This window comes from Pseudomonas sp. RIT-PI-o (assembly GCF_001297215.1).
Classification (GTDB): domain Bacteria; phylum Pseudomonadota; class Gammaproteobacteria; order Pseudomonadales; family Pseudomonadaceae; genus Aquipseudomonas; species Aquipseudomonas moraviensis_A.
The window spans coordinates 15517-41907 of sequence record NZ_LHPA01000033.1; the positions used below are offsets into that span (position 1 = coordinate 15517).

34 protein-coding genes and 1 pseudogene are annotated in these 26391 nt (G+C 57.8%); 23 read left to right on the forward strand and 12 right to left on the reverse strand.

The features are described from left to right. Positions 1-30: 30 nt before the first annotated feature. From AEQ63_RS20615 to AEQ63_RS20655, 12 genes and pseudogenes are all read right to left on the reverse strand, one after another. Positions 31-402: a glutathione S-transferase N-terminal domain-containing protein gene (locus AEQ63_RS20615; protein ID WP_064364568.1), complete on the reverse strand. Its 372-nt coding sequence runs from the start codon at positions 400-402 to the stop codon at positions 31-33. Between the two features lie 103 nt (positions 403-505). Beyond that, the gene (gene folE / locus AEQ63_RS20620) at positions 506-1051 is read right to left on the reverse strand and encodes a GTP cyclohydrolase I FolE (protein WP_064364569.1); all 546 of its coding nucleotides are present in this window, start codon (positions 1049-1051) and stop codon (positions 506-508) included. 22 nt (positions 1052-1073) lie between these two features. After that, a pseudogene (locus AEQ63_RS29000) lies at positions 1074-1319 on the reverse strand (site-specific integrase); the annotation flags it as partial. A 275-nt stretch (positions 1320-1594) separates the two neighbouring features. Beyond that, positions 1595-1996 (reverse strand): hypothetical protein, encoded by a 402-nt coding sequence (locus tag AEQ63_RS28360; protein ID WP_152972399.1) that lies wholly within the window; start codon positions 1994-1996, stop codon positions 1595-1597. Beyond that, positions 1989-2891 (reverse strand): endonuclease/exonuclease/phosphatase family protein, encoded by a 903-nt coding sequence (locus AEQ63_RS28365; RefSeq protein WP_152972400.1) that lies wholly within the window; start codon positions 2889-2891, stop codon positions 1989-1991. Before AEQ63_RS28365 ends, AEQ63_RS28360 begins: the two co-directional genes overlap by 8 nt. A gap of 207 nt (positions 2892-3098) precedes the next feature. Then, on the reverse strand, positions 3099-4298 hold the full coding sequence (locus AEQ63_RS20625; protein ID WP_064364570.1) for a tyrosine-type recombinase/integrase: 1200 nt from the start codon (positions 4296-4298) through the stop codon (positions 3099-3101). Between the two features lie 322 nt (positions 4299-4620). After that, positions 4621-5028: a hypothetical protein gene (locus tag AEQ63_RS20630; RefSeq protein ID WP_064364571.1), complete on the reverse strand. Its 408-nt coding sequence runs from the start codon at positions 5026-5028 to the stop codon at positions 4621-4623. Between the two features lie 81 nt (positions 5029-5109). Next, on the reverse strand, positions 5110-5352 hold the full coding sequence (locus tag AEQ63_RS20635) for a pyocin activator PrtN family protein (protein WP_064364572.1): 243 nt from the start codon (positions 5350-5352) through the stop codon (positions 5110-5112). Continuing rightward, on the reverse strand, positions 5349-5732 hold the full coding sequence (locus AEQ63_RS20640) for a hypothetical protein (RefSeq protein WP_064364573.1): 384 nt from the start codon (positions 5730-5732) through the stop codon (positions 5349-5351). Before AEQ63_RS20640 ends, AEQ63_RS20635 begins: the two co-directional genes overlap by 4 nt. Further along, on the reverse strand, positions 5729-6007 hold the full coding sequence (locus AEQ63_RS20645) for a hypothetical protein (protein ID WP_064364574.1): 279 nt from the start codon (positions 6005-6007) through the stop codon (positions 5729-5731). The genes AEQ63_RS20640 and AEQ63_RS20645 overlap by 4 nt, the downstream gene beginning before the upstream one ends. 9 nt (positions 6008-6016) lie before the next feature. Further along, entirely contained in the window at positions 6017-6583 is a 567-nt protein-coding gene (locus AEQ63_RS20650; protein ID WP_064364575.1) for a deoxynucleotide monophosphate kinase family protein, read from the reverse strand. Between the two features lie 329 nt (positions 6584-6912). Further along, positions 6913-7611 (reverse strand): LexA family protein, encoded by a 699-nt coding sequence (locus tag AEQ63_RS20655; protein WP_236705277.1) that lies wholly within the window; start codon positions 7609-7611, stop codon positions 6913-6915. Between the two features lie 417 nt (positions 7612-8028). On the opposite strand from AEQ63_RS20655, the gene AEQ63_RS20660 reads away from it, so the two are divergent. The 23 genes from AEQ63_RS20660 (at position 8029) to AEQ63_RS20765 (ending at position 26328) form a co-directional block, all read left to right on the forward strand. Continuing rightward, positions 8029-8517, forward strand: coding sequence for a phage regulatory CII family protein (locus AEQ63_RS20660; protein WP_034156300.1), 489 nt, complete (start codon positions 8029-8031; stop codon positions 8515-8517). Beyond that, entirely contained in the window at positions 8510-8716 is a 207-nt protein-coding gene (locus tag AEQ63_RS20665; RefSeq protein WP_064364577.1) for a TraR/DksA C4-type zinc finger protein, read from the forward strand. Before AEQ63_RS20660 ends, AEQ63_RS20665 begins: the two co-directional genes overlap by 8 nt. Further along, positions 8713-11412 carry a DUF5906 domain-containing protein gene (locus AEQ63_RS20670; protein WP_064364578.1) on the forward strand — a complete coding sequence of 900 codons (2700 nt, stop codon included), beginning with the start codon at positions 8713-8715 and terminating at the stop codon, positions 11410-11412. Before AEQ63_RS20665 ends, AEQ63_RS20670 begins: the two co-directional genes overlap by 4 nt. Next, positions 11409-11747 (forward strand): hypothetical protein, encoded by a 339-nt coding sequence (locus AEQ63_RS28370; protein WP_152972401.1) that lies wholly within the window; start codon positions 11409-11411, stop codon positions 11745-11747. The genes AEQ63_RS20670 and AEQ63_RS28370 overlap by 4 nt, the downstream gene beginning before the upstream one ends. Next, complete coding sequence (locus tag AEQ63_RS20675; protein ID WP_064364579.1) at positions 11740-12222, forward strand: hypothetical protein; 483 nt, start codon at positions 11740-11742, stop codon at positions 12220-12222. The genes AEQ63_RS28370 and AEQ63_RS20675 overlap by 8 nt, the downstream gene beginning before the upstream one ends. Before the next feature lie 191 nt (positions 12223-12413). Next, on the forward strand, positions 12414-12758 hold the full coding sequence (locus AEQ63_RS20680) for a phage holin family protein (protein WP_064364626.1): 345 nt from the start codon (positions 12414-12416) through the stop codon (positions 12756-12758). Between the two features lie 146 nt (positions 12759-12904). Next, the gene (locus AEQ63_RS20685; protein WP_064364580.1) at positions 12905-13507 is read left to right on the forward strand and encodes a hypothetical protein; all 603 of its coding nucleotides are present in this window, start codon (positions 12905-12907) and stop codon (positions 13505-13507) included. A 4-nt stretch (positions 13508-13511) separates the two neighbouring features. Then, a complete protein-coding gene (locus tag AEQ63_RS20690) occupies positions 13512-15536 on the forward strand; it encodes a phage terminase large subunit family protein (RefSeq protein WP_064364581.1) in 2025 nt (674 codons plus the stop codon). A 1-nt stretch (position 15537) separates the two neighbouring features. After that, entirely contained in the window at positions 15538-15744 is a 207-nt protein-coding gene (locus tag AEQ63_RS20695; RefSeq protein ID WP_008087653.1) for a phage head-tail joining protein, read from the forward strand. Then, entirely contained in the window at positions 15744-17225 is a 1482-nt protein-coding gene (locus AEQ63_RS20700; protein ID WP_064364582.1) for a phage portal protein, read from the forward strand. The genes AEQ63_RS20695 and AEQ63_RS20700 overlap by 1 nt, the downstream gene beginning before the upstream one ends. Further along, entirely contained in the window at positions 17222-18376 is a 1155-nt protein-coding gene (locus AEQ63_RS20705; RefSeq protein ID WP_064364583.1) for a head maturation protease, ClpP-related, read from the forward strand. Before AEQ63_RS20700 ends, AEQ63_RS20705 begins: the two co-directional genes overlap by 4 nt. Continuing rightward, positions 18373-18717, forward strand: a complete 345-nt coding sequence (locus tag AEQ63_RS20710; RefSeq protein ID WP_064364584.1) for a head decoration protein — start codon at positions 18373-18375, stop codon at positions 18715-18717. Before AEQ63_RS20705 ends, AEQ63_RS20710 begins: the two co-directional genes overlap by 4 nt. Positions 18718-18779: 62 nt before the next feature. Next, positions 18780-19775, forward strand: a complete 996-nt coding sequence (locus tag AEQ63_RS20715) for a major capsid protein (RefSeq protein WP_064364585.1) — start codon at positions 18780-18782, stop codon at positions 19773-19775. Positions 19776-19777: 2 nt separating this feature from the next. Next, entirely contained in the window at positions 19778-20098 is a 321-nt protein-coding gene (locus tag AEQ63_RS20720; RefSeq protein ID WP_064364586.1) for a head-tail joining protein, read from the forward strand. Further along, positions 20095-20760: a hypothetical protein gene (locus AEQ63_RS20725; protein WP_064364587.1), complete on the forward strand. Its 666-nt coding sequence runs from the start codon at positions 20095-20097 to the stop codon at positions 20758-20760. The genes AEQ63_RS20720 and AEQ63_RS20725 overlap by 4 nt, the downstream gene beginning before the upstream one ends. Next, positions 20753-21265, forward strand: a complete 513-nt coding sequence (locus AEQ63_RS20730) for a hypothetical protein (protein WP_064364588.1) — start codon at positions 20753-20755, stop codon at positions 21263-21265. Before AEQ63_RS20725 ends, AEQ63_RS20730 begins: the two co-directional genes overlap by 8 nt. Next, complete coding sequence (locus AEQ63_RS20735) at positions 21262-21828, forward strand: phage baseplate assembly protein V (protein ID WP_064364589.1); 567 nt, start codon at positions 21262-21264, stop codon at positions 21826-21828. Before AEQ63_RS20730 ends, AEQ63_RS20735 begins: the two co-directional genes overlap by 4 nt. Before the next feature lie 52 nt (positions 21829-21880). Beyond that, on the forward strand, positions 21881-22129 hold the full coding sequence (locus AEQ63_RS20740) for a hypothetical protein (protein WP_064364590.1): 249 nt from the start codon (positions 21881-21883) through the stop codon (positions 22127-22129). 5 nt (positions 22130-22134) lie between these two features. Further along, complete coding sequence (locus AEQ63_RS20745) at positions 22135-22461, forward strand: GPW/gp25 family protein (protein ID WP_064364591.1); 327 nt, start codon at positions 22135-22137, stop codon at positions 22459-22461. Continuing rightward, a complete protein-coding gene (locus AEQ63_RS20750) occupies positions 22458-23339 on the forward strand; it encodes a baseplate assembly protein (RefSeq protein WP_064364592.1) in 882 nt (293 codons plus the stop codon). Before AEQ63_RS20745 ends, AEQ63_RS20750 begins: the two co-directional genes overlap by 4 nt. Before the next feature lies 1 nt (position 23340). Next, entirely contained in the window at positions 23341-23949 is a 609-nt protein-coding gene (locus tag AEQ63_RS20755; RefSeq protein ID WP_064364593.1) for a phage tail protein I, read from the forward strand. Beyond that, on the forward strand, positions 23942-25777 hold the full coding sequence (locus AEQ63_RS28685; protein ID WP_161806096.1) for a phage tail protein: 1836 nt from the start codon (positions 23942-23944) through the stop codon (positions 25775-25777). Before AEQ63_RS20755 ends, AEQ63_RS28685 begins: the two co-directional genes overlap by 8 nt. Beyond that, positions 25774-26328 carry a DUF4376 domain-containing protein gene (locus AEQ63_RS20765; protein WP_236705278.1) on the forward strand — a complete coding sequence of 185 codons (555 nt, stop codon included), beginning with the start codon at positions 25774-25776 and terminating at the stop codon, positions 26326-26328. The genes AEQ63_RS28685 and AEQ63_RS20765 overlap by 4 nt, the downstream gene beginning before the upstream one ends. Positions 26329-26391 lie beyond the last annotated feature (63 nt).

Sequence of the window (26391 nt, forward strand, 5' to 3'; positions counted from 1 at the left end):
CGATAGCGCTTACGGCATTCCCCGGAAATGTCAGACCGCAGCAAACCGCTTATCCAGATAATCAATGATCACCTTGGATTCATACATCCAAGTGGTCTGCCCATTCTCTTCGATACGCAGGCAAGGCACTTTGATTTTGCCGCCCTGATCGAGCAACGTCTGGCGATCCTGCTCGTTGTTCTTCGCGTCTCTCAACGCTACTGGCACGTTCAAGCGATGCAGGGCGCGGCGGGTTTTCACGCAGAACGGGCAGGCGTGGAATTGATAAAGTGTCAGATCTTTCGCGGCCGCGTCGACTTGCGCCTGAGCAGCGGCGGGGCGTTTCTTCTTGGCCGGCCGAGTGATGAAATCGATGAAGACAACCAGTTGGCCGAGGCCGACACGAAGCGCTTTGACGAACACGTTGAAAGCCTCACGGTGCAAATGAAGAAGGGCGCGCAGCTTACCCGATTTTTCACGGGCGAAAAAAAACCGGCGATCAACGCCGGCTCTTTTCTGTTGCGAATTACTTGATGAGGCTGAGGAATTCGCTACGGGTTGCTGCGTTTTCGCGGAATTCACCCAGCATCACCGAGGTGATCATCGAGGAATTCTGCTTTTCGACGCCGCGCATCATCATGCACATGTGCTTGGCTTCGATCACTACAGCGACGCCCAGCGCGCCGGTGACTTGCATCACCGCATCGGCGATCTGCCGGCTGAGGTTTTCCTGAATCTGCAGGCGACGGGCGTACATATCGACGATCCGCGCCACTTTCGACAGGCCCAGCACTTTGCCGCTCGGAATGTAGGCGACATGCGCCTTGCCGATGAACGGCAGCAGGTGATGTTCGCACAACGAATACAGCTCGATGTCCTTGACCAGCACCATTTCGCTGTTGTCGGAGCTGAACAGGGCACCGTTGGTGACCTCTTCGAGCGTCTGTGCATAACCGCGGCAGAGGTACTGCATGGCTTTGGCGGCACGCTTTGGCGTGTCGAGCAGGCCCTCGCGGGACACGTCCTCGCCCAATTGGCCGAGAATCGCGGTGTAGTTCTGTTCCAGTGTCACAGGGGCTGATTCCATAAGGGTTTCAGAGGGGTACTGTTTCTGCCTGTACCAATTTTGTACCAATCAAGCTGTTTTCAAGCTTCCCGAGCTCACCCCAGTCGGTGCTGGAGTTTATCCATCGGGCGTATGTCGATAGCAACATCTGAACGCTATGACCGAGCTGAGTGGCAATAAACGCAGGGTTCATACCTGCCATGAGGCACATGGTAGCGTATGTGTGTCGGCAGTTGTATTGCCGGCGGGCGCTAATCGACAGTTCGGTCAACGCAGTCTAGGGGGGGATCGCTCGTCCCCGGTTTTCGAGTGAGCTCCAGATACCTGGTTAGCGGAAACACAATTTAGCCTCACTGTACGTGCTGGACGCCTTTGAAACGTTCAGTTTTTCGCCAAGCTCTACATTTTCAATAGCAAGTAACGCCCGGATATATGAACATTTAATAAATACGTTGTTGTCGCTTAACTGCTACTTAAATGTTGTTTTTTGAGAGCAAGGAAAGTTGCTCTGAGTTCATGCTTCTATGTCCAATCCTAGTGCGTTAAAAATTATGAGTTGCACAGGCTGAATATTGCATTGGCTACTGTGTTTAATTGAACTATTTCAGAAAATGCAAGTTCTATTTCTTGAGCGTTTGTACAAACAAATTTGTAGGGTGAGGATTCGATTTTTACGGGATACCCAGATTCTTCATCTATGATGATAGTGGCAATCTTAGTGCCTTTTGAATTGTCGCGATGTAAGACAACGTAAACATCTTGAACGCTGTAACCTAGAATTACTTCATTGTGGGTTGAGTTTTTGGTAAATAATAATTCTACATTTTCCGATGTGCCTTCGTAGAGCATAGTGGAGATTTGCTCAAGTTTTCTATCGATCTCTTCCTTGTTCAAATTAATTTGATGAGCTTTACTAAGGCCTGCAGCTAGAGCGGTTTTGAAGTCATTCATAATGTCTTGTTACCCTTCCGAATATAGGTAGATGATCGAAGCTTTTGAAAAAGCTCACGCTCAAATAAGCATCTTCGTGATAGTTAAATACGGTTGTTTGTTCTTCATCTAAATGCCAGTTACTATGCCCCATAAATGCAGAGGATACTATGATCTGGTCGAATGTGAACCACTTTGTTACGTGAGAGCTTGATTTATAATAATAAGTGCCGTGACACGGTGATAGCTTTCCGTCACGACTGTAGGGTTGTAGTCCCCCTAAACTTCTCCAAAATGGGTTGTACATGATAAATGGTTTGTCTACTACCACTCGTCTGTCGCGAGTAGCCACCAGTTTGTCGTAAATTGGCTTATCAAATGGTTCGTTATTATAGTCTCCCATAAGTATGATTTTTGCATCGAAGCCTTCCTCATCAAATACTGAGTTTATATCCATCCTAAGCGCGTAACCAAGTTCGTCTCTGCCCAGTTCAGGGCGTGACATTTGGCTTGGCCAGTGAGATATATAGAAATAAAATGTTTCTAATGTGTCGGTTACGAGGAATTTGACCCTAACTCCAACTCTAAGACTGCCTGAATAATGAGGGTGAATTATATTTGTGCTGTCAAGGAACTTAAGCTTTTCACTTCGAAAAAATACAGCGATATCGAATATAATTCGGCCTTCTTTGCCAGTGATGCTTAAGGAGTCAAAGCCAGCTCTTTTAAATGACGGCGCTGTTGTACGAACGAAAGAATCGGAAACCTCACCGAATGCAATTAGGTCTAGATTCATTAGCTCATTAAGGTGGCAGAATCCAAACCATGGACGAAGCGTAGAAGCGGCGTCAGGTTCTTTGGCGGAGGCAACCGGGGGTTTTAGTCCGATATTCCACCAAGCGAAGGTCAGGTTCATGCAAATTTCCAGATACAAAACAGACCAAATAACACATAGGCGAACCTTCGTAGCGGAAGTCTCGTAAAGTAATGATCCGATTGACACGCGATTGGTGGTGCTCTGAACGCGGGCGAAATTTTCGCCGAAGCAATGTCTGGAGGGTGCCGAAAATTGATGAAAAATCCCATTTTTTCGAGTTGCTCCATAATCTAACTTGCTGCCCGTCTAAGATTGCCCGTTTTTGTTTTCTGTAGCAATCAAGCTATTCTCCAGCTTACCTAGCTCTCTCCAGTCTGTACTGGAGTTGATCCATCGGGCATAAGTCGATAGCAACATCTGAACGCTATGACCGAGCTGAGTGGCAATAAACGCAGGGTTCATACCCGCCATAAGGCACATGGTAGCGTATGTGTGTCGGCAGTTGTATTGCCGGCGGGCGCGAATGCCCAATTCAGTTAATGCAGACTGGAAGTGTTTGTCGGTCACGCTCGATTGCTGGATGAATTCGAAATTCTTGGTGGGTGGGAACACATAGCTCGATTCGGTGCGTTTGCGCCGGCTTGGCAAAGCACGTTGCTTCGCCAACAGTTCAGCCTGCTTGATGGCGTGCAGTGCTCGGCTGTTGAGCATGACCTGGCGTCCGTTGCGGGTTTTGGTTCGCTCCTCGATCTTGTAATCAGCGACGATCCGACACACGTTCACCAGCCGTTTTTCCTTGTCGACCTCTTCCCAGCGCAGCGCCGCGATCTCGCTGGGGCGCATGCCGGTGTAGAAGGCGAACTCGAAGTAGGCCGCGTAGATCCGCATCGAATGGGTCAGCGTTTTATATAGGTGATCAATGATCTGGTTGGCCTCGCCAACCGTGAACGGATCGATGGGCTTTTTGGCCTTTACCGGCAGCTCGATGGATTCCACCGGGTTACGGTTGATCAGGCCATCTTTTACTGCGGTACCGAACACCGTGGTCAGGCGCTGAATCGCCGCGCGCTTTACGCCCGGCGTCGGCCATTCAGTGTTCGCTACCACTTTGCGCAGCATCATCGACGTGATGCTGTCCATGGGTAGCATCGCCAGATACGGCATCCAGTACAGATTGAGCGAGCCAAGATAGTTCTTTCGAGTTCCGGCCACGATCTCGCGACTGTTGAGCCACTGCTGGGCGTACTCTCCGAAACGGGGAGTCGCTGAGTAGCTGGCATATGTAGAATTGGGGAACAACTCGGCGTAGCGCTGATCATCCAGAACGCCATGCTTAATCAGACTGGTTACGTTAGCGCGTAAGTCGGCGGCAGCCTTAATCCCCTTCGGCGTTTGGGGATAGGGGAGGGTTTCGCAGCGGCGTTGCCCCTTCCAGGTGAAGCGAATGCGGACGGACTGTCCAGCAAATTCAACTCCGGTGGGCAATCCCATTGGCTCTCGAGCCATGCTTCGTATCTCCTCAGGCTGTAGTAAATGCGGCTATCGATGGTGTTCCAGACACCTTTGGGAATGACGCCTCTGGCGCGCTTGCCTTGCAGCGCTCGGCGTGTGGTGCCGACCAACTCGGCCATCTTGTCTTCTGGAATTTTGTCCAGGTGGTAAGAGGACAGCGACGGTTCCGCAGTGTCATCGCAACGCTTGTTTTTCTCAGCAGGTAGCGCGGGTAAATTGTTGTTGCCAGTCGGAACTTGGTCACCAACATGTAAGCGCACGCTGCTTTCATCTGACATGCGATAGTGAGTTGGTCCGAAGTAGGAGAATGAGGTGTTCATACGCCTTCTCCTTGCACAACCACCTGCAGCAGTCCGGCCATGATCAGCGCCTGCTCGCGAAGGAACCGGGTGTCTCGCTCAAGTTTTTTGCCTGTGCGAAATGCACTGAATGTTTCAGCAGCAACCCGGAGGTGCTCTGCAATATCGAGCAGAACTCGCTGCTCTTTTGATCCGAATGCTTGGCTTTCTCTGAGTTGTCTGCACTGCCTCGCCAGATTTCGGTGATCAGTGCTAATGAACTGGGCGGAAGCCTTCAACTGACGGATAGTTTTGGCGAACTCAGCGCGCTGACTGTCGTCCGCTTCTAGCTTTCCATAGCTCCGTCCCATTTTGTAGCCGGCCCATACGAGGAGGCCGGTGAAAGCGATTAGGATGATTAGCGCGCAAATTTGGATTGTAGTCATGTGCTGTGAGCCTCTGTAAAATCCTTCGCCGGGATGCATGGTGAGAGGCCGGCGGGGGGGAAGTGATAACCCGAGTTCAAATCAAGCTGCTTGCTTAGCCGCTTGGGTGTCGAGGAACTCGGCCAGGTCGTGCAGGTACACCACTCTTTGGGCGCGAGCCGACCCGTGCAGACGCTTCACGACCAGCGCGATACGACCTGCCTTTATCTCGGCAAGTAGGTAGCGGTCGGTGCGAATGTGAGCGAAGTACTGTTCTCGAACAGCGGCCAGGGTCGGGCATGGAGTAGCGAATTGACGTCGCAATTGTTCTAGTGTGTTGTTCATGCTGCGTTCTCCCCGTACCCCTCCGATGGGGGCAGCAACTTAAGGCGAATCAGTTCGGCCAGGCCGTCCTTACTTTTGCCCATTGCAGCCGCACAAATGTTGCCCTTGGCGTCAGCCACTACCGCTCCGAATGGATACTCAGGCGAGTTGGTCGGCGTAACGTAGGCGACTTGCCCATCAAGGATCACGTTGTTGACGCAGCGGAATACCTCGGCCAGTTCGGTGCTCAGTACGGGCATGCTTTCCAGTAATTGGATGGCTTCCGTTGAGGCGCCAACGAGCGTTGCGCGGCTGACTACCCCCGGGCAGCTCAAGTAGATCGGGATCAGCTTCAGGGCGCCGAGGGCCTGCGTGTAGGCATTGAGGTTGTTGGTTTTCATGCAGCGGCGTCCTTTTTGGTAATGATGATTCCTAGCTTCTTGGCCAGCCATTCGATCCCTTCTTCCTTCACCATCACCACGGCGTAATGACGGCACTTGTTTAGGGACGGAATCACGGTGCTGCGCGGATCCGAATACATATAGCCTCGATCACGGTACTGGCTGGCTAGATCGCCACTGCTGTTGAGAATGCCCAGCTCCCGCAACCTGGTGCGGAAGGCGCGGGGCTTGAGTCCGAGCAATGCGGCGGATTCGTCCAGGGTGCGGTTTGTCATAACGCTGCCTCAGGCCGCCGCAGCACGGGTGTGCAGGGTGTCCACAATATGATTTAGGTTGGTGAAGAACTCTTCGAAGGACCCATCATTCGGTACGCAGATATCTCCCGGCGCGCGTATGACGCCGTTTTCACTGATGTGCTGGTTGACGGTCACAGCGGCTATTCGCTCTATGTGAATCACCACCCCGCCACGCTTACGGATGAAGTCCGCTTCGTTTTCGAACCGCACGTCGCTGACGACAAAGCTACGTGTTTCGTCGTGGGTGCGAGCGAGTAGGTCGAGGTTCTGTTCCGCAAGCAGCAGCCAGAGTTCGGGATGTACGTTGTTGCGACCCCACTCGGTGCCAAGTGATTGCATTAACTGGCGAGGGGAACGGCCGAGCCATGGCAGTGGCAGTTCCTTCTGGGCACCTTCGAAGTCGCAAGGGCTTAAGTTGAGGATGTGCATCAGACCGTCACGCAGTGGATCAGCGAATGCGTAAGCCTGGAATCCATGGTGGCTGACCAGATGCTGCGCGGCGGTGTCTTTGCCAGAGCGGGCGACGCCAGCGAGGCCAATTAGTAGAGGTTTCATGCTGCATCACCCCCGAACGGTCCGCATTCGTGAGTAATTACATTTACTTTTGTCGGTGCTAAGCGAGTGCCTGGCGTGATGACTACCAGTAGGCCGGTGCGTTTTTGAATCTCTTTCACGGCTTCCGGGTTAGTGCAGGCTGACGGGTGTAGGTACACCGGGCAGCGAGTGTTGCTGTGCTGTGTTGTTTGCATGTTCGTACTCTTTGGTGAGAGATTTACGATGCAAACGATACAAATACGTATTGATTCAGTCAATACGTATTTGAATTGATTTTTCATGGCACAAAAAAGACCCGCATCGCTGCGGGCCTGTTAAGGGGTTATGTATTAGAAAATTTCGAGCTTCGAAAATACTACGCCACAAATGATCGCGTCGGCCCCTAACTCAATGATTGGCTCTGGCCACGCTGGATTCAGCGGTTTCAGAAACCGGCGGCTGCCCTCCATCACCAATTGCTTGAAAGTTGCTTCTTGGCTATCCACGAGCTTGGCAATCACAAGAGAACCATTTTCCGCATCTTTCGCGGGATCAACAAAGATGATGTCTCCGTCTCGAAAGGATCGACGTTCATGTTGATTGAACATGGATAGTCCACGTACTCGCAAGGCATAGCTCTGGCTGCTATGGGAAGCGGCGCATGGCAGCCATATCTCTGCATCATCAAGGGTCCTAACATCTTCAATCTCACACCATGCGCCTGCCTGAACCCATGAGATGAGAGGGACATAGCCTTTAATAGCTGGCCCAGGTTCAACGTTGGTCTCATTCGCAGATGGCGCGCCCTGATCAATCATCGGGTCTTTGTGTTCGCCTCCCTTCCAAAGCCAGTTGCTACTGACCTTCAAAGCTTTGCTGATCTTTTCGATATTTTCATGGCGAGGGCTGGTTACCGCGTTCGTCACAATTCTATGAATCGTCGGTTGCGGAACGCCGGACCGTCGGCCGAGTTCGCCTTCTGACAGCCCCAATTCCTGCATGCGTTGGGCGATGCGGTCTCCGATCACTTTTTCTCTGCCTTGATTCAAAAACGTATCGCCGAGTGTATTGAATCATTCAATACGTTTGTGTATTGTAGCGGCCAATGCGAAAGCGCATCGGTAAACGGTATGACTATCCAAGAAATGCTTGCAGAGCTGCTGCGGTCTGGTTTGTCCCAGAGAGTTATTGCAGATCGCGTAGGAACAACACAGCCGACCATCAATCGTGCCGCGAAAGGTGCAGATGTTCGGTACGTAACGGGTAAGGCAATCGAATGCCTATACACCCAAGAGAAAGAAGCGGCCGATCTTAAGTCGGCAGCTTAAAGGTGCTGAGCTGGGGCCTCTCACCAAAGAATCCCCCAGCCCAGCTACGACGATACACAGCACATGCACATCGGTCGTGGTCGTAGGATAGGGTTTACCCTGAACTATGGCTACACCGTAAATAGGGGATTTACGGTTATGAGTCGCACAGATCTTTTGCCGGACGCTGGTCCGGTCCTGCCTCTACGCCAAGCGATCTATCGCGCTGGTCGTGACTACAAGGGCGGAATTACCGCCCTTGCCTTTGAAATGGTGTTGGACAACGACACCCTCCAGAAGAAACTCAAGCTCGATGAAGAACGCCGCTGGCTGAATCCAGATGAGCTTGAGGAAGTGATCAGGCTGACCGCTGATCCACGCTTGCTGGACGCATTGATGCGTCCAGCAGGTGCGGTTTGGTACCGGCCGGTGGCCGTACCGGCAACCCGTGATGCCTTGAAAGCGGTTGGTAAGCTGCTCGGGGAAACCGGTGAATTCGTGGCCAAGATGCACGACGGCGCGGCGGATAACGTTTGGGAGCTTCATGAAGTCGTGGATCTCGAAAAGCACGGAATGGATGTGATCCGCGAAGTCCTTGGAATCATGGCGGGTGCTCGTCAGGCGATGGAGGATCGCATCAATGGCTGATGATATCGACCGCGCAAACGAGCAGGCGCAATACCTGCTTGATATTGCTATTCATCGCAGTCGCCGCATGCCATCGAGCCGCGTTAGCGCGCAGTTCTGTGACGACTGCGACGAACCAATCCCGTTGCTTCGACAGCAGAAGGTTGAAGGTTGCGAGACCTGCATCTCTTGTCAGGAGTTGCGGGAGGCCCGGCGATGAGTGAATCGGGCAAAGGAACAGCCATCGCTATATGGGCAAGGCGTTACATCAGTACTTTTGACTTGGCACTCGTATCGATTGATCCAGGTGAAAAGGCTCCGAAAGGCCTAGGGTGGAATAAGCCCGGAGGCTATATCACCGACGCCGATACGGCCGAGGCGTTCTGGCAACGAAACCCAAATCACAACCTTGGCGTCGTGCTGGGGCCGAGCCGCGTTTGTTCACTGGATGTTGATGACGTTCAATGGACGCGGCATGTTCTATATGAACTGTTGGGCCTTGACCTTGATGCGATGGCAGTAGTGTTCCCGACTATCGTCGGGAATCCGCTGCGAATCCGGGTGGTGTTCAAGGTGCCGGAAGGCATCGAACTCACGCGTCATTCACTTTCATGGCCGAATGAAAAAGACCCGGACGGTTCGATTTTCAAAGGGTTGATGGACAAGGCTAAGGTTGCGAAAGAGCAAGGTGATCTTGCCGCAGAAGCTGCTGCACGAACCGAAGCCGAGCCGTTCAAACGCTTCACGGTCTTTGAACTACGTGCGGGATTGGTGCAAGACGTATTTCCACCATCAATTCATCCCGGTACCGGCAAACCTTACACCTGGAAAACTGCTCCAAGTGCTACTGACGGGCTACCGACGCTGACCAACGAGCTGCTTACCATTTGGCAGAATTGGGAGTTTTTTAAGCGAGATGCCGAAGCTGCGTGTCCATGGGCGGTTGCGCCACCAAAGCCACCGGTCAAAGCCCAAAAGCGTCCTGCACGCGGTGGCGGTAAACAGCCCTCGGTAATTGATGAATTCAACCGTTGTCACGATGTTGCGGAGCTTCTTCGTGCCCATGGATACATCAAGCGAGGCAATAAGTGGCTGTACCCTCAAAGCAGCACCGGTCTGCCAGGGGTGACAATCAGTGAGGACAAGGTTTATTCGCACCACGGTGCTGACCCTCTCGCGAACGGGCATCAGAACGACGCCTTTGAAGTGTTCTGCTTACTCGAGCACGGTGGCGATCAGTCGAAGGCTGTGAAGGATGCTGCGCGAATGTTGGGGATGCAATACGCCGCCCGTCCAGATCCGAATGATCTTCCCCCCACCCCATCCGGTGAATTGAGCGGGCCGATCTCCGACGAAACTTGCCCGTCCAGCGAGGCCGCTCCTGCTCCTGACGGGGGGGCGGGGGAGGTCATATCGTTGGATCACATTCTGCGTCGTTTTGCGTTGGTCGAGGGCACCACGCACGTGTGGGACTGCGACCAATCGAAGGTAATGAAGAAGTCCGCCTTCGAAGCTCGCGTGGGCAAGCCTCTGGCCAAAGCCTGGTTGGACGACACCGGAAAGAGGCTGATTTCTGACGACCATGTTCGCGAGATCGAGCAGGCGCGCCGCATGGCTGGGAAGAAAGGCGGTGCATTCGGGATGTCTCCAACCGATCGCTACGTTTACATCGATGGCACCAAAGACGTTTGGGATCGGGAAAAGAAGCGGCGTATAGCCGAGGGCGCGGTGAAGATGGCGCTGGGTGACACTTACCCGCTGTGGTTGAACAGCAGTGAGCGCCGCACCGTCGATGTTGAACACATCGTGTTTGATCCGACCATGACGAAGGATCCTGCGGTGTACATCAATACCTTTGACGGGTTGCCGCTTGAGCCAGTCAGGGATGATGCAGCGTGTGCCAACCTGCGTTGGCTGATTTCATTTCTTTGTAACCACGATGAAGCTGCAACCGATTGGCTAACTCGCTGGCTGGCGTATCCGCTGCAGCACCTCGGCGCCAAGATGGATACCGCTGTGTTGATGCATTCGATCATGGAAGGTTCGGGCAAGAGCCTTTTGTTCGCTGACGCACTCGGCATGCTTTACGGCCAATACGCGGCGACTGTTGGTCAGACGCAATTGGAAAGCAGTTTCAACGCGTGGCAAAGCCGCAAATTGTGGTCGGTATTTGAAGAGGTCGTCAGTCGCGATCAACGTTACAACCAGGTGGGCAAGATCAAGCACTTGATCACTGGTAAAACGGTGCGGATGGAGTCGAAATTCATTAATGGCTGGGAAGAAGCCAACCACATGAACGCGGTGTTTCTCAGCAACGAGATTCTTCCGTGGCCAATCAGCGACAGTGATCGACGAATGCTCGTCATGTGGCCTATGGAGACCCTGCCAGTCGCAAGGCAAAAGGCGATTGGTCGTGAACTGGAGCAGGGTGGGGTGGCAGCGCTCTACGGTTGGTTGCTGTCTGTCGATCTAGGGGACTTCAACCAGCGCACGCGGCCGCCATCGACCGAGGCGCGTGAGCGTTTGGTGGCCTTGAGCCGGGCCGGCTGGCAAACATTTTTGCATCTGTGGAAGTACAGCGAGCTGGGGCATGGGCTTTGGGGACCGTGTCTTTCGACCGACCTCTATTCGTTGTTTCTCGAATGGTGCCAGCGCAACAAAGAGCACGTGATGAGTCAGACCAAGTTCTCTCTATTCATCAGTTCCGAGGTGGATAAAACGCGGGCGATACCCTGGACTGACGGCAATAACCGACGCTTCGGCGCGTTTTTCTTTCCTGTGGATCTGGATGCTTCCCCGCCCCCATCACTCAAGGCGGCAGAGCTGGGCAAACAGGTGGAGAACTGGCGGGCGAAGGCCAAGCTGGGGGGGTGGCACGTGGACAGCCGGGGTCAAATTAAGGCGCTTGCAGCATGACTATTTTTAAAAGTGTGTTGGGTGTGTTGAGTGTGTGTCGGGTTGATTTTGAATACCCCACACAATTTGAGTTCCCGAGTTACATGCCTTCGCGGGTGTTGTGTGGGGTGTGTTGGGTTTTGTGTCGCGCACGCGCATGCGTGACGTTCTTTGCAACGGATTCAACGGAACGAAATTTTTCTTATGCGAAGACTGATAAACCCAACAAACCCAACACACTCAACTCAAGTTTGATTGAGGCATTGAATTTAAAGGGATTTATATGTGTTGGGTTTGTGTCGGGTTGCGGTCTTTCTGTGTTGGGTTGGATTTTACGGGGGCAGGGCAATGATTGAGGCGATGGAGTTATTGCTGAAACATTGGGGCGAGCAATGCCGACACGCCGGTGAAGCGGGAGGCATGGGTAGCCCGATGGCGACGATCATGGAGTGGGGCGGTTGTGCGCCAAGGGGCACACCCGGTTCTCGGATCCTTCTCGGCGGTGGCGCAGGTCCAGATGCAATTGCGCAGGAAATTGGTGCCGCCCTTTCCGAGATTGCCCGGCAAGATAGTCGGGGTGAAATGCTGCAACAGTTAGCAGTTATGCGTTACGGCTTAGACCCTGCACCGACATGGGCAGCGCAGATGCACGAACTGGGCTACGTCTCAAAGGCGAAGCAAACCTATTACGATCTTGTGCACCGTCTACATGTCCGACTCTTTGAGGTGCTGGCCGAACGCAGGGACGCACGTAAGTGGCTTACCGTTGGTCGGGGCGCGTTACCTCAAAGTCTCCTCAAAGTTGCGTCAAAGTTGCGTCAAGTTGGATAACCGAAAATGCCCCCTTTTCGGTTCCGTACTCAGGGGGTAAAAAGTCCCCACGATATGGATTCTGCGCCTTGGCGCTTCCCCGAGCACGTGCTGTGCACTTCGTCCTGGCGTATGCCGCGACATTGAAAACCCTGCCCTCCGGCGGGGTTTTCTTTTTTGTGTTCGGCATGCTCCTTCACTTGAGGCACAACATGACAAATGAGCAGCAAGCGCTGGCAGAAATGCCGATCTGGTTGGTTATCGTCCTGGCTCTGGTCGGCGGCGTATCCGGTGAGATGTGGCGAGCAGACAAGGATGGTGCCCGTGGCTGGGCGCTGATGCGTCGGCTTGCGCTTCGATCCGGTGCCTGCATTGTCTGCGGAGTCTCGGCAATGATGCTGATGATCGCGGCGGGCATGTCGCTCTGGACGGCGGGCGCCTTGGGTTGTCTCACGGCAATGGCCGGCGCAGATGTTGCCATCGGCTTGTACGAACGCTGGGCTGCCAAGCGGCTTGGCGTGTGCGATGTCCCGCCGAATGGCAGCGGACCAGCCTGAAACCGCCGGGGACCCTGGGGTTATTCGGAGGGTACGGGGTCGGAAACCCGCGGGAAAGTGTTAGCGGGAGTGCCCTCAGCTTACTGAAATTTCAATCATTGAAATCTTGAAAGGATTCATTGAAATATGTTGAAAAAGGAGGGCTCATGACAGAACCAACCTACCTGTCGAAGAGCGCCTTCGCGGCCCGGCTCGGCAGGTCGCCGAGTTACATCACCTGGCTGAAAGACAACAACCGTCTGGTGCTATCGCCCAACGGCAAACAGGTTGATGTGCATGCCACCGAAGCGCTGATTCGTGACACCGCCGACCCGAGCAAGGTCGCCGTCGCCGAACGTCACCAGCAGGACCGGATTCAGCGTGACGTTTACAGCCAACTGTCCACCCAGGCCGAGCCGACTTCCACAGCTGCACCGCCGCAGGTGCTTACCGTCGACGGCAAGCTCCCCGACTTCCAGAAGGCCCGCGCCCTGCGCGAGCACAACATGGCCAAGCTCGCGGAGATCGAGCTCGGCAAAGCCCAAGGCGCGCTGGTTTCCAAGGAGGCAGTCGAAACGGGTGCCTATAACGCCGGCCGCTTGTTGCGCGATCAGCTTTTCGGTCCGCTACCGCAGCTGTCCCATGACCTGGCGGCCATGACCGATCCTTGGCTGATCGAAAAACACCTGACCGCCACTTTCCGCCGAACGCTGGAAGAAGCCGAGCGCCTCTCTGCAGCGGACCTTGACCACGCCATTACTACGGACTGAACCCATGCACACGGAATTTCCTGACGGTGCAGAGGTGTACCGTGAGGCTTATTTCCGTGGACTGCGTCCCGACCCCGATCTCTGGATCGACGAATGGGCCGACGAGTACATGCGAATCCCGCGTGACACCGGTGCCCCTGAGCCCGGCCAGTACCGCACCTCACGGACACCTTATGCCCGCGAGCCAATGCGCTGCCTTTCGCCGGCTCACCCTTGCAGACGCGTGGTCACCATGGTGGCCTCGCAGTTGATGAAAACCCAGATCGCCCTTAACTGGATGGGTGGCCTGATCCACATGGCACCGTCGAACATCTTGGCGCTTCTCCCCAGCCTCGGCCTGTCCAAGCGGGTTTCGGGGCGAATCAGCAAGACCATTAAGGCCACTCCCGTTCTGCGCGAGCGGGTCGCGGCCACCCGCTCGCGGGACGCACGCAACACGATGGACACCAAGGAATTCGAGGGTGGTTCGCTGTACGTCACCACCGCCGGTTCTGCGGCCAACCTTTCGGAGTTGTCGGCGCGTTATATCTACGGCGACGAAGTCGACCGCTGGGAGAACGACGTCGGCCAAGAGGGTGACCCCATCAAACTGGCAGAGACGCGGGCGACCAACTTCGGTCGCAACGCCAAGATCTACTTCTCCAGCTCGCCGACGATCAAAGGCGCCTCGCGAATCGCTGACCTGTTCGAGTCCAGCGACCAGCGCTATTACCACGTGCCATGCCCTACCTGCGGTCACATGCAGGTGCTGGAGTGGGAGCGGCTGCATTACAGCAAAGACTTCAGCACTGTTCATTACGAGTGCGCTGCCCCTGAATGCGATGTGCTGATCGAGGAACACCACAAGAGCGACATGCTTGCCCGAGGCGAGTGGCGTGCCCATGCAGCTGGCGACGGAAAGACCGTTGGCTTTCATCTCAACGCACTGTATTCGCCAACCGGCTGGATGGACTGGGCTTCACTTGCCATCGAGTTTGAGGACGCCAAAAAAGCCCAGGCTCAAGGGGATACCAGCCTGATGCAGGTGTTCTACAACACCCGTCTCGCGAAGGTCTGGGACAGCGCACTCGAGCAGACGAAGGCGGAGGTGCTGATCGCTCGGGCGCGGCTGGAAAACTACACCCTCGGTTCGATGCCGATCGGTGTGCTGATGCTGACCGGTGCCGTCGACGTCCAAGCCAACCGTCTGGAGTTGATGGTGATGGGCTTCGGCGTCGGCATGGAGCGCTGGGTTGTTGACCACCAGATCATCTGGGGCGACCCGGCAGACGAACGCACCTGGGCGGTGCTGGACGAGAAACTCAAGGCTCGTTACCGGCATCCCTGCGGTGTAGGTCTGGCGATTCTCGCCGTGGGCGTCGACTCCGGCGGTCATCACACCGATGAGGTCTACCAGTTCTGCCGCGTTCGTCGCTGGCGCAACATCTTCGCCATCAAGGGCGCAAGCAAGCCTGGCAGGCCAGTGATTGCACAGCGCCCGTCAATGGTTGACGTAACGTGGAAAGGCCAGACCGAACGCAACGGCGCCGAGCTGTGGTTCGTCGGCACCGACACCGCCAAAGACTGGATCTACAACCGCTATCCATTCCCGGACGGTCCCGGATCGCTGCACTTTGCCAATGACCTGCCGGACGAATTCTTCGCCCAGTGCGTCGCCGAACGCAAAGTCGTGCGATACGTGCGCGGCCACAAGCGCATCGAATGGGTGAAGGGCAAGGCAGAGCGCAACGAAGCGCTCGACCTGATGGTGTACTGCCTTGCGATGGCGCATTACCTCGGCATCAACCGCTACCAGGAGCACGATTGGGACAGGGTGCGACAAGCCCTGGCGCAGTCCGGCTTGTTCGATGACGCCTTGAGCATCGAGCCTGTCCAGGGCGAGCGACTTGATGCTGAGCAAACACCGGCACCCGCTGCTGTACGTCAAGCCCAATCCGCACCACCACCCGCTGCACCGGTTACACAATCGCGACCGGCAGCCCCCCCTCAACGCCGCAGCTCAGCCAGCGGCTACCTGAAGAGACGCTGATATGTCCTTTACGAAAAAGCACCTCGACGCGGTTGAGGCGGCCATTGCTCGCGGTGAGAAAACTGTGCGCTACACCGACCGCACCGTGGAATACCGCACTGTCGATGAACTGCTCAAGGCGCGCGAAGAAATACGCTCTTCGCTTGCCAGCGCTGCCGGGCCACGCTCGCGCGTGGTCCGGCTTTACCATGCAGGGAAGGGGGTCTGATGGCCCGACAGTTTCCAACATTGACCCGTAACGGATTTGTCCTGCCGTCCAACATCAAGGCCAGCTACGAAGGCGCTGGGGAAGGGCGCCGTTCCACTGGCTGGGACGCTCCCGACAACGGGATCAACAGCATCAACACCCCGGCACTGCGCAACCTGCGGTCGCGCTCGCGGGCGGCGGTTCGCAATGACCCATATGCCTTCAATGTCATCGACAAGCGCGTGAGTAACCTGATCGGCACGGGCATCACCCCTCGGCCTACGACCGACGATGATGCGTTGCGCAAACTGCTGCAGGAGCTGTGGGGGGATTGGGTCGATGAGTCGGATGCGGATGATCGCACCGACTTCTACGGTCAGCAGGCGCTGGTGGCGCGCACGGTGGAAACATCGGGTGAATGCTTTGTTCGCTTGCGTCCTCGCAGTCTGGATGACGGTTTGGCGGTACCGCTGCAGCTGCAAATCCTGGCACCGGAATTCGTGCCGCACGACAAATTCGAGAGCACCAAAAACGGCAACGTCATCCGCGCCGGTATCGAGTTCACTCCCGGTGGCAAGCGGGCGGCGTACTGGATGTACCTGTCGCATCCGCGCGATGCGGCCTCGCTGAACGCCGGTTACAACCAGTTGGTCCGCGTGCCGGCGGCCCAGGTGCTGCACATCTTCGAACCGGTGGAGCCAGGCCAGTTGCGCGGCGTGCCGCGATTGTCGCCGGTGCTCAAGCGCCTGCGAAGTCTCGACAATTACGACGACGCGGTGCTGTTCCGGCAGGAAGTGGCCAACCTCTTTGCCGGTTTCATCAAGCGTCCAGCGCCGGACTCGGGGCCTCTTCCCAGAGATCCGGTGACCGGTCAGCCGCTCGATCTGGATCGCGATGGCTTCACCCCGATGGTCGCGCTCGAACCCGGCACCATGCAGGAACTGGGGGCAGGCGAGGAGGTTGAGTTCTCCAAACCGCCAGACGCCGGCAACAACTATCCGGACTTCATGCGTCAGCAGTTGATGGCTGCTGCAGCGGGGTCGGGTACGCCTTACGAGATCCTCACCGGCGACATGCGCGGTATCAACGACCGGGCTCTTCGGGTGGTGCTCAACGAATTTCGACGCCGTCTGGAACAACTGCAATTCAGCGTGTACGTCCATCAACTTTGCCGTCCTGTACGGGCGGCGTGGATGGACATGGCGGTGCTATCTGGCGTTCTCGTGTTGGACGATTACGCACAGAAACGCCGCCAGTACCTGCGCACTCGCTGGGTTCCGCAAGGCTGGGCCTACATCCAGCCAGTGCAGGACGTGCAGGCACGCCGGATGGAAGTACAGGCCGGGTTTTCTTCCCGCAGCGAGATGGTCCTGCGCACCGGCTACGACGCCGAAACGGTCGATCTGGAAAACGCCGCCGATTTGGCACGGGCCACAAAACTGGGCCTCAACTACAACACCCTTGATGCCGTCGAAGACACCGACGACAAGGAGCAACCATGAGCAAACAAGCGCGACCGCGCATTTACAACCGCGCGGGCAAGCGCGTCGAGGTTCAGGACAGGACCTGGTACGCCCTGCAGGCCAGCGGAGAAGCCACCGAGCGAGTGATCGAAGTTTTCGTCTATGGCGAGATCGGCGCGTGGGGCATCACAGCCAATCAGTTCGTGCAGGATCTGCGCGCCATGGATGATGGTGTGTCTCCGGTGGTGGCCGCGTTCAACAGTATCGGTGGCGACCTGTTCGACGGACTGGCCATGCACAATGCGCTGTCGCGTCTGGGCGAGCGCTGCACCGGGCGAATCGATGCACTGGCCGCCAGTGCGGCCAGTGTCGCCGTGTGCGGTGCGCACCGGGTGGTAATCGCTTCCAACGCGATGTTGATGATTCACAACCCCTGGACCTACGCCGCCGGTGACGCTGAAGACTTCCGCAAAGTCGCCGACGTTCTCGACCAGACCATGGAAGCGATCATTGCCGCGTACAAGGCCAAAGCCCCCGAAATTGATGAGGTGGAGCTGCGGCGTTTGGTGGCGGCTGAGACCTGGCTGACCGCCAACGAAGCGGTGGCTTTGGGCCTGGCTGATGAGGTGGGCGACGGCGTCAAAGTCAAAGCTTGTCTCGGTCAAGGCGCGGTGCTGCAACGGTTCCAGAACGCGCCGCCTGAATTACTGGCCCAGCTCGATGAGCCGCCTGAATCGGAACCCGAACTCGAACCTATCGATCCGCCACTGGCGCCGCCTGTAGTGGACTCGGCCAAGTTGGCACTGATGATCACTCAGCGCTGCGCGGCGGCGGGCATCAGCAACCTGGTCGAGCCGCTGCTCAACTCCACCCAGCTCGAAAGCGAGGAAATCGTTCTCGCCGGCCTGGCACGCGCCAAGGCGGTGAACGACCTCTGCGTCGCCGCGCGTCTGCCGGAATTCAGCGCCGAGTATGTCGCGGCCGGTCTGGATGTGGCGGCGGTTCGGGCGCGTCTGTTCGACAAGATTGTCACCAGCGGCAAAGGCTTCGAAATCGATAACAGTCTGCCGCTGGCGGATGACCCAGCGCCCAAGGCGCTGGCCAAACAACCTGACCCCAACTCGATTTGGGCTGCTCGCCAAGCGGCTCAAACTGGAACCGCGCACGGCGCGAAAGGAGCACGAGCATGACCATCAAACAGGAACCGATGCACGCAGGCGAATTCCTGCTGTCCGAGGGCGCCGGCACGATCTCGCGCGAAGCGATCAATGTCGCGGCGGGTCCAGCATTGTGGCCGGGCCAAATTCTCGGGCTGGTGACCGCCACCGGCGAATTCGCACCGTACGAACCGACTGCTGAGGACGGCACTGAAAACGCGGTCGCCATTCTCTACGGCCCGTTGGGCGAATCCGATGTGGTGCGTCGCGGTCGCGCCGTGGTGCGGTTGGCCGAAGTCAGCGAAGCGCATTTGACCGGTCTGGATCTGGCCGCCGAGAAAGCACTCGCCACTCATTTCGTGATCGTTCGCTAAGGCGATCCTTCTTTTGTATGCATCCCGCCGCGTGCGGGATTTTTCGTTTCTGGAGAGTACCCATGGCCGATATCGCCATTTTTGACGACGAAGCGTTTACCGTTACTTCGCTCACCGCTGCACTCAATGATCAACCGTACCTGCCAGGGCGCATCAGCGCTCTGGGCCTGTTCCGCGAGGAAGGCATCACCACCCTGACCGTGCAGATTGAAAAGGACGGCGACACCCTGGCACTGGTGCCGGCCGGTGAGCGCGGTGGTTCTGGCCTGGTGGTTGCTGCGAGCAAGCGCAACCTGATCCCGTTCAACACCGTCCACCTGCCTGAGCGCTTCACCATCAAGGCCGACGAGATCCAAGGCATCCGTGCCTTCGGTACTCGCACTGAGCTTCAGGCAGTGCAGGATGTGGTCAATGCGCGGCTGGCCAAGGCGCGGCGACAGTTGGACGCCACGCACGAATTCCAGCGTATGGGGGCACTGAATGGCCAGATCCTCGACGCCGATGGCAAAACCGTGCTGCTTGATCTCTATGATCGCTTCGGTGTGGAGCGCCAAAAGTTGTCCATGGGGCTGGCTGATGCGGGCACGGAACTGCGGGTCAAGTGCGGTGAAGCGCTGGACATGCAGGAAGACGCGCTCGGCAGCGTGACCAGCACCGGTTCTCGCGCCTTCTGCGGCAAGAACTTCTGGAACAAGCTGATCGTTCACAAGTCGGTCAAAGAAACCTACCTCAACAGTCAGCAAGCGGCGGCCTTGCGTGGTGATGCGCGCGAAAGCTTCGAGTTCGGCGGCATCATCTGGGAGCGCTATCGTGGCAAGGTCGCCGGTGTGTCTTTCGTCCACGACGACAAGGCACTGCTGGTGCCTGAAGGCGTGCCGGATCTGTACATCTCGGTGTTCGCGCCGGCCGACTACATGGAAACGGTCAACACCCAAGGCATTCCGTACTACAGCATGATCGAGCCACTGCCCTTCAACAAAGGCATGGCTGGCGAAGCCCAGTCCAACCCGCTGCATCTGTGCACCCGACCGCGGGCCCAGATCCTGCTGGAGCTCTGACCGTGGGTTTTCGCGATCTGATCGCCGAGGTCGACGCGGTGGTGTTCGAAACGCTGGGCGATACCGCGCGGATCGAGGGTCGCGCAGAGCCGGTGTTCGGCATGTTTGCCGCGCCCTGGCTGCAACCCAAGTTCGGCAAGCTCAACACCGGGTTGCGTGAGCCTCGCTTCGAGATCCGCGTCAGCGATTCGCAAGGTCTGGAGCAGGGCATGCTGGTCAGTGTTGACCTGCCTGCCCTAGATGGCGGCGGTGACTACGACTTGATCCAGCTCGAACCGAGCGGCGACGGACTGGTCGCCCTGATTCTGAGGTTGCGGCCATGAGTGTTGGCAGCTATTTCAAACCCTCGGCGGGGGGCGGGATGATCTCTATCCAGTCTTCGGCCGCAGACTTTCAGGCGTTCCAGGACTTTGCCAAGGTGGTGCCGAAAGCGGCTGCGGCGGCGCATCGGCGCGCGATCAACAAAACGTTGGGCTGGTTGCGCACGCATATCGCACGAGCGGTCAGCCGGTCAGAGCGCATCGCCGTTGCAGCGGTGCGTCAGCGGTTGCGCAGCTATCCGGTTTCCGGCGCTGCCGCGAGCGGCAAACTGTGGTTCGGTTTGAATGCCATCGAGTCCAGCCGGATCGGCCGGGCGCGGCAGACCGGCACCGGCGTGTCAGTGGCGGGCCGGCGTTACCAAGGGGCTTTCCTCAAGAAGGTCTACGGCAACAAGCCCGACATCTGGATCCGCACGGCCAGCAAGCATTTCAACGCGGATGACTACCCTGACAGCACGGTCTCCCCCGGTCGCGGGCCGAGTTCGGGCTGGGTCGCCGAAAACGGTAGTCGTTTCCCGTTGGCCAAGGCCAAGGTATCGCTGGAGCAAGCCCGGCCGCACTTCGAAAGCTGGGTAAAAAAAGCGGATGAGCGCCTGCTGGAGATCCTCAAGCAGGAACTCAACTTTGAGCTGCAGAAATACCTCAAGAGGATCGGCAATGTCTGAGGAACCTTTTAGCCTTGATCAGCTTTATCGGGCGGTAGAACAGCATCTGCGTACCCACTTGGCTGGCGTGCAAGCCGTCACAGCCTGGCCAGACATTAAGGATCGCGTGTTGCTGCCCGCAGTGTTTCTGGAAGTGGCCGAGATCGAGCCGGGTACCGATATCGGCACCGGCGAAACCTCGCTGGTGTGCAAGTTCGAGGCGCGCATCATCGTCGACCCGATCAAGCCGAATCATCAGCAGCAGGCCGTGCAGTTAGCGACGCAGTTGGCGGTGCTGCTGCGAGCGCAGACGTGGGGGTTGGCAGTTGAACCCGCCGAGTTTGTGCAATCGCTGCAGGACTGGACCCAGCCGCATCTGGATGGATACACGGTGTGGCTGGTGGAGTGGACTCAGCAGGTTTATCTCGGCGTTGAGGAATGGCCGTGGTTGGACGAACCGCCGGGTACGTTGATGCTGGACGTTGATCCGGGTGATGGGCCATTCAGGCCCGAGGATCTGCCGTGAGTTACGCAAGCGCCCAGCATGACCGCATGATCGCGGGGGCGGTGAAGGCTTGCTACGTGGTCGCGGTGGATCTGTCCGCTTCGCCGCCGGTATGTCGCGTGTCGGACGGCAGTGAATGGGTTAGCGCCTGGGTGCGGTGGCACAGCATCGCAGCGGGTAAGGCCAGGCATTGGCGCGCACCTTCCTTGGGCGAGCAGGGCAGCTTGATCAGTCCCAGCGGCGACGTGTCGCAAGGCACGTTTGTCCCGGGCCTGTATGGCAATGCCGGACCGCCGCCGGACAACCGCGACCATGTCGAGGTGTGGCGCTTCGATGATGGCGGCGCGCTGATCTACGACTGGCAGGCCAAGAGCTACACCATCACCCTGCCGAGCGGTACGGTCACCATCAAAGTGGCCAGCACCGAAGCGGTCGTAACCGATAGCGCGGTGAACGTGACCACCGGCAACATCAATCTGAAAGCGGCGGTGATGATTGACGGTGCGCTACACGTTACCAAGGGCATCACCAGCGCCGGCGCGATCATTGATGCCACCGGCAACAGCAATCACCACACGCATTAATTCATTCACCACAGCCCGCCCAGTGCGGGCTTTTTCATGCCTGGAGAAATACATGGCCAAGATCGATACAACCGTCGCCGAGGTGCAAGCCCCCTCGGAACCGGCAATTGCATCCTCACCGTTTTCATCGCCCGAACTCCTGAAATTCCGCGACAAGTTCTACACGTCGCGACTGTTGATCGTGCCCGGCACTGACCGTTCCTATCCGGTCGACAAGGCGACGGTCGTGGTGCCGGCCTCCGACCTCGAAGCGGTCAAGTTCCTGAAAGCCAGCGAAGAATACGAGCCGTTCAAGGAGTGACATCGATGATCGGAATGGATCGCCAGACCGGCCTACCCATATCCGGCATCGAGCACCTGCGCCAATCCATTGCCGACATCTTGAGCACGCCGCTGGGCAGTCGCAGGCACCGTATGGAATACGGCAGCAAGCTGCGGCGGTTTGTCGATTTGCCCATCAACGAAGGCTGGAAAAGCGCCGTACAGGCTGAGGTCGCCCGCGCGCTCGGGCGCTGGGAGCCGCGTTTGAAGTTGGATCAGGTGCGCGTCATTTCCGTCATTGGCGGGCAAAACAATTTGCAAATCGGCGGGAAGTACCTGGGCGACAGCGTCACGTTGGAGGTGGCCGCATGAGTACCGTAGATCTGTCGTCGTTGCCAGCGCCGACCGTGCTGGAGCCTCTGGACTTCGAGGAGGTTTATCAGGACGGGCTGAGCGTGTTTCGCGGGTACATGGGTGGTAACTGGACGGCCGCGCTGGAAAGCGATCCAGTGGTCAAAGTGCTCGAGGTCGGGGCTTACAACAAGGTCGGCAACCGCGCCCGAGTCAATGACGCCGGCAAGGCGCTGTTGCTGGCGCATGCCATTCGCGGTGACCTCGATCACTTGGGGGCCAACGTCAATCTGCAGCGTCTGGTCATTCAGGCCGAGGATCTGCTGGCGGTGCCGCCGGTGCCCAAGGTCATGGAAGACGACGACCCGTTTCGCGAGCGCATCCAGTTGGCCTATGAAGGCTTGACCACGGCCGGCCCGCGTAACAGCTACATCCTGCATGCACGTAACGCCTCTGGGCTGGTGGCAGATGCCACGGCCGAAAGCCCGGCGCCCTGTTACGTCACGGTCACGGTGCTGGGGCTAGACGGGGAAGGCGAAGCGCCGCCTGAGCTGCTGGCGACGGTGGCTGCTGCGTTGAATGACGATGACGTTCGGCCGGTCGGTGATCGGGTGACCGTGCAGAGTGCGCAGGTGATCCGCTACGAGATTGACGCCATTTTGCACATGGCCAGCGCTGGCCCGGAAGCGGATGCCAGTTTGGCCGAGGCGAAAAGCCGCTTGGCAGCCTGGATCAATCCACGCAAGCGGCTGGGCGTCGAGGTCGCTCGCTCCGCTGTTGACGCCCAGCTGCACGTTGCCGGCGTTGCCCGGGTTGAGTTGGTCGGATGGCAGGACCTGGCCCCGACCAAGGCGCAAGCGGCGTTCTGTACACGCTACAACGTGAGGCTGGCGGGCTGATATGAAAAGTCTACTGCCGCTCAACAGCACGCAACTGGAACGGGCCATGGAGGCCGCGTTTTTCGAAAAGACGATTGTCCCTCTGCGCGACCTCTACAACGCTGATACCTGCCCGGTGCATTTACTGCCGCACCTGGCATGGGCGTGGTCGGTCGATCGCTGGGATTACCGATGGTCTGAGGCGACCAAGCGCGCGGCCATCAGGGCGTCGTTCTATATCCACAAGCACAAGGGCACGATCGGTGCGCTGCGCCGCGTGGTCGAGCCGCTGGGCTATCTGATCGAGATTGTCGAGTGGTTCAAGACCGTGCCCGAGGGCGTGCCGGGCACTTTCGCGCTGAAGGTCGGGGTGCTCGATACCGGCATCACCGAAGAAATGTATCAGGAGCTTGAGCGCCTGATTGACGACGCCAAACCCGTCACCCGGCATCTGACCGGGCTGGCGATCAGCCTGGAAACTCAAGGCAATTTGAATATCGCTGTGTCCGTCTACGAAGGCGACGAAATCGACGTTTACCCGCCCGTCATGCGTGACATTGAGGTGACTGGCAGCTTCGGCGTGGTCGGCCGCGAACACACCATAGACACCCTGGACGTTTATTATGATTGATGCGAATTCGCAGTTTTTCGCGATCCTTACGAATGTGGGGATGGCCAAGCAGGCGAACGCCGACGCGCTCGGCATTCCCTGGCTGATCACGCAAATGGGCGTAGGGGATGCCAACCCGAACGGGCTGGCCGATCCGCCCAACCCGGTGCCCTCGGCCGGGCAAACCGAACTGCTCAACGAGTGGCGCCGTCAGCCGCTGAATCAATTGCTGGTCGACCCAAAAAACCCGGCGGTGATCATCGCTGAGCAGATCATCCCGGCCGACGAGGGCGGTAAGTGGATCCGCGAAATCGGCCTCTACGATGCTGACGGCGATCTGGTGGCGGTGGCCAACTGCGCGCCCAGCTTCAAGCCGTTGCTGTCGCAAGGCTCGGGCCGTACGCAAATCGTGCGGATGAACTTCATCGTCACCAGCACTGGCAACATTCAGCTCAAGATTGACCCAGCCGTGGTGCTGGCCACGCGGTCCTACGTCGACGCGGCGATCCTGGAGGTACTGCCGAAGAACAAAACGCCGGGCCAGTGGACGCGGGTCAAGACTAACGACCGTGGGATCGTAGTGTCGGGAGACAACCCCGAAACGCTCGCCGGCATGGGCATCACCGACAGCTATACGTCGGCACAGGTCGACGCGCTGATTGCCAAGGCCACGGCCATGCCGGTTGGCGCCATTGTGTCGTTCCCGGTCGACAAGCAGCCGGCCGGGTTTCTGGAGCTGGACGGCAGCGTTAAGAGTGTCGCCGCTTACCCGGATCTGTCGGCTTTCCTCGGGACGGCCTTCAACAAGGGTAACGAGGGCGGCGGCAATTTCCGCTTGCCGGATCTGCGCGCTGAATTCCTGCGCGGCTGGGATCACGGTCGTGGCTACGATGTGGGTCGCGCGATTGGCAGCGCCCAGCTCGGTACGCTTGCCGTGTTCGACAGTAACTATACGGGCGGGCAATCGGTCGACGTTGTGCGAGGTTCTCCAGTCGAGGCGCAGGCGGACTTATATCGCGAATCGGATTATCCGGGCGTCGGGATCACTTTCACCTCGGCGAATGTGAGTTATAGCCCGTTCCCGTCTGCCGGTGGCGTAACCCGTCCGCGTAACGTCGCGGTGATGTGGTGTATTAAGGCTTGGAGTGCGCCGGTTAACCAAGGCGTGATTGACGTCGGTGTTTTGGCCGATGAGGTGCGCAAGGCGACCGGGCGTTTTCTCGGCCTGCGTCGAATTCGGGCGACTCAGATTTACTGGTCGACGCCTGGAACCATCAAAATTCGAGTGAGGGGGCAGGGGGCAGGCGCTGCTGGCGGTGGTGCAGCATCAACCGCGGCGGGTCAGGTTTCCGCCGGCTGCGGCGGCGGTGCGGGGGCGCCATTTGATACGTGGATCACCAGCGGTTTCGACGGTGTGATGGCCACGATCGGCAAGGGTGGCACCGGTGTGCTGGTTGGTCCGGGTAACAACGGCGGGGCCACTTCGTTCGGGTCACATGTCACCGCGCCGGGCGGTATCGGTGGTGGGTTGTCGGCGAACGTGGCGCCGCCGCTGTACCTCGGCCAGACCCCGAATTCACAACCGGCGGTCGGCGCGACTGTGAAAAATGGGCAGGGCAAGGGTGGTGGTGGCGTCATTGGGCCAAAAACTGACTTTGTCGTATCTGGCGAGGGCGGCCCGAGTGAAATGGGGCCGGGGGGTAATTCAATCTCAACCAGTTCGCAGGGTGCTGATGCGGTCAACCCGGGGTCGGGTGGCGGCGGTGCCGTTGCGCTTCCTTCATACCCTGCGCATTTGCGCGGCGGTCACGGTGCTGATGGTTGGATCGATGTTGAGGAGTGGGCATGAGTATTTATGCGCGGGTCTACGGCGAGCAGGTGTTTGAGCTGATCGAGACTGACGGCGATATCACGGCGCTGTATCACCCTTCCATGGTGTGGGTGTGTGTTGACGGCATCGAGCCGATGCCGGCGGCGGGTTGGAAGGCGGTAGAGGTTGACGGCGCTTGGCAGTTCTCGGCGCCGGGTTTGGCGGTCGCCCCCCTGCCGCTCGCCGAAGTGGTCGCCGCCGAACGCTTCCGCCGAGAGGGTACGGGCGTCGTGGTCGAGGGACTGGCCATCGAGACAACTCGCGACAGCCAGGCGCTGATCGCCAGTACGGGATTGTCCGCCGTCCTCGATCCTGACTACCGCTGCAACTTCAAGACGGCAGACGGTTTTGTCGAAATCGGCGCGGCGCAAATCATCACGATTGCCAAGACCGTCCGGGCGCACGTTCAAGCCTGCTTTGACCGCGAGTTTGCGCTGTTGCGCGCGATCGAGGCCGGCGAGTATCACGACGAAATGCTGTCGCAAGGTTGGCCGGATTCCTTGCCGCCTGATCCGGCAGAGCTGCAATAGACGCCCCGCACTGACGGGGCGTTTTCTTTTCCGTTACGCGTAACACGAACACCCTCACAGCCT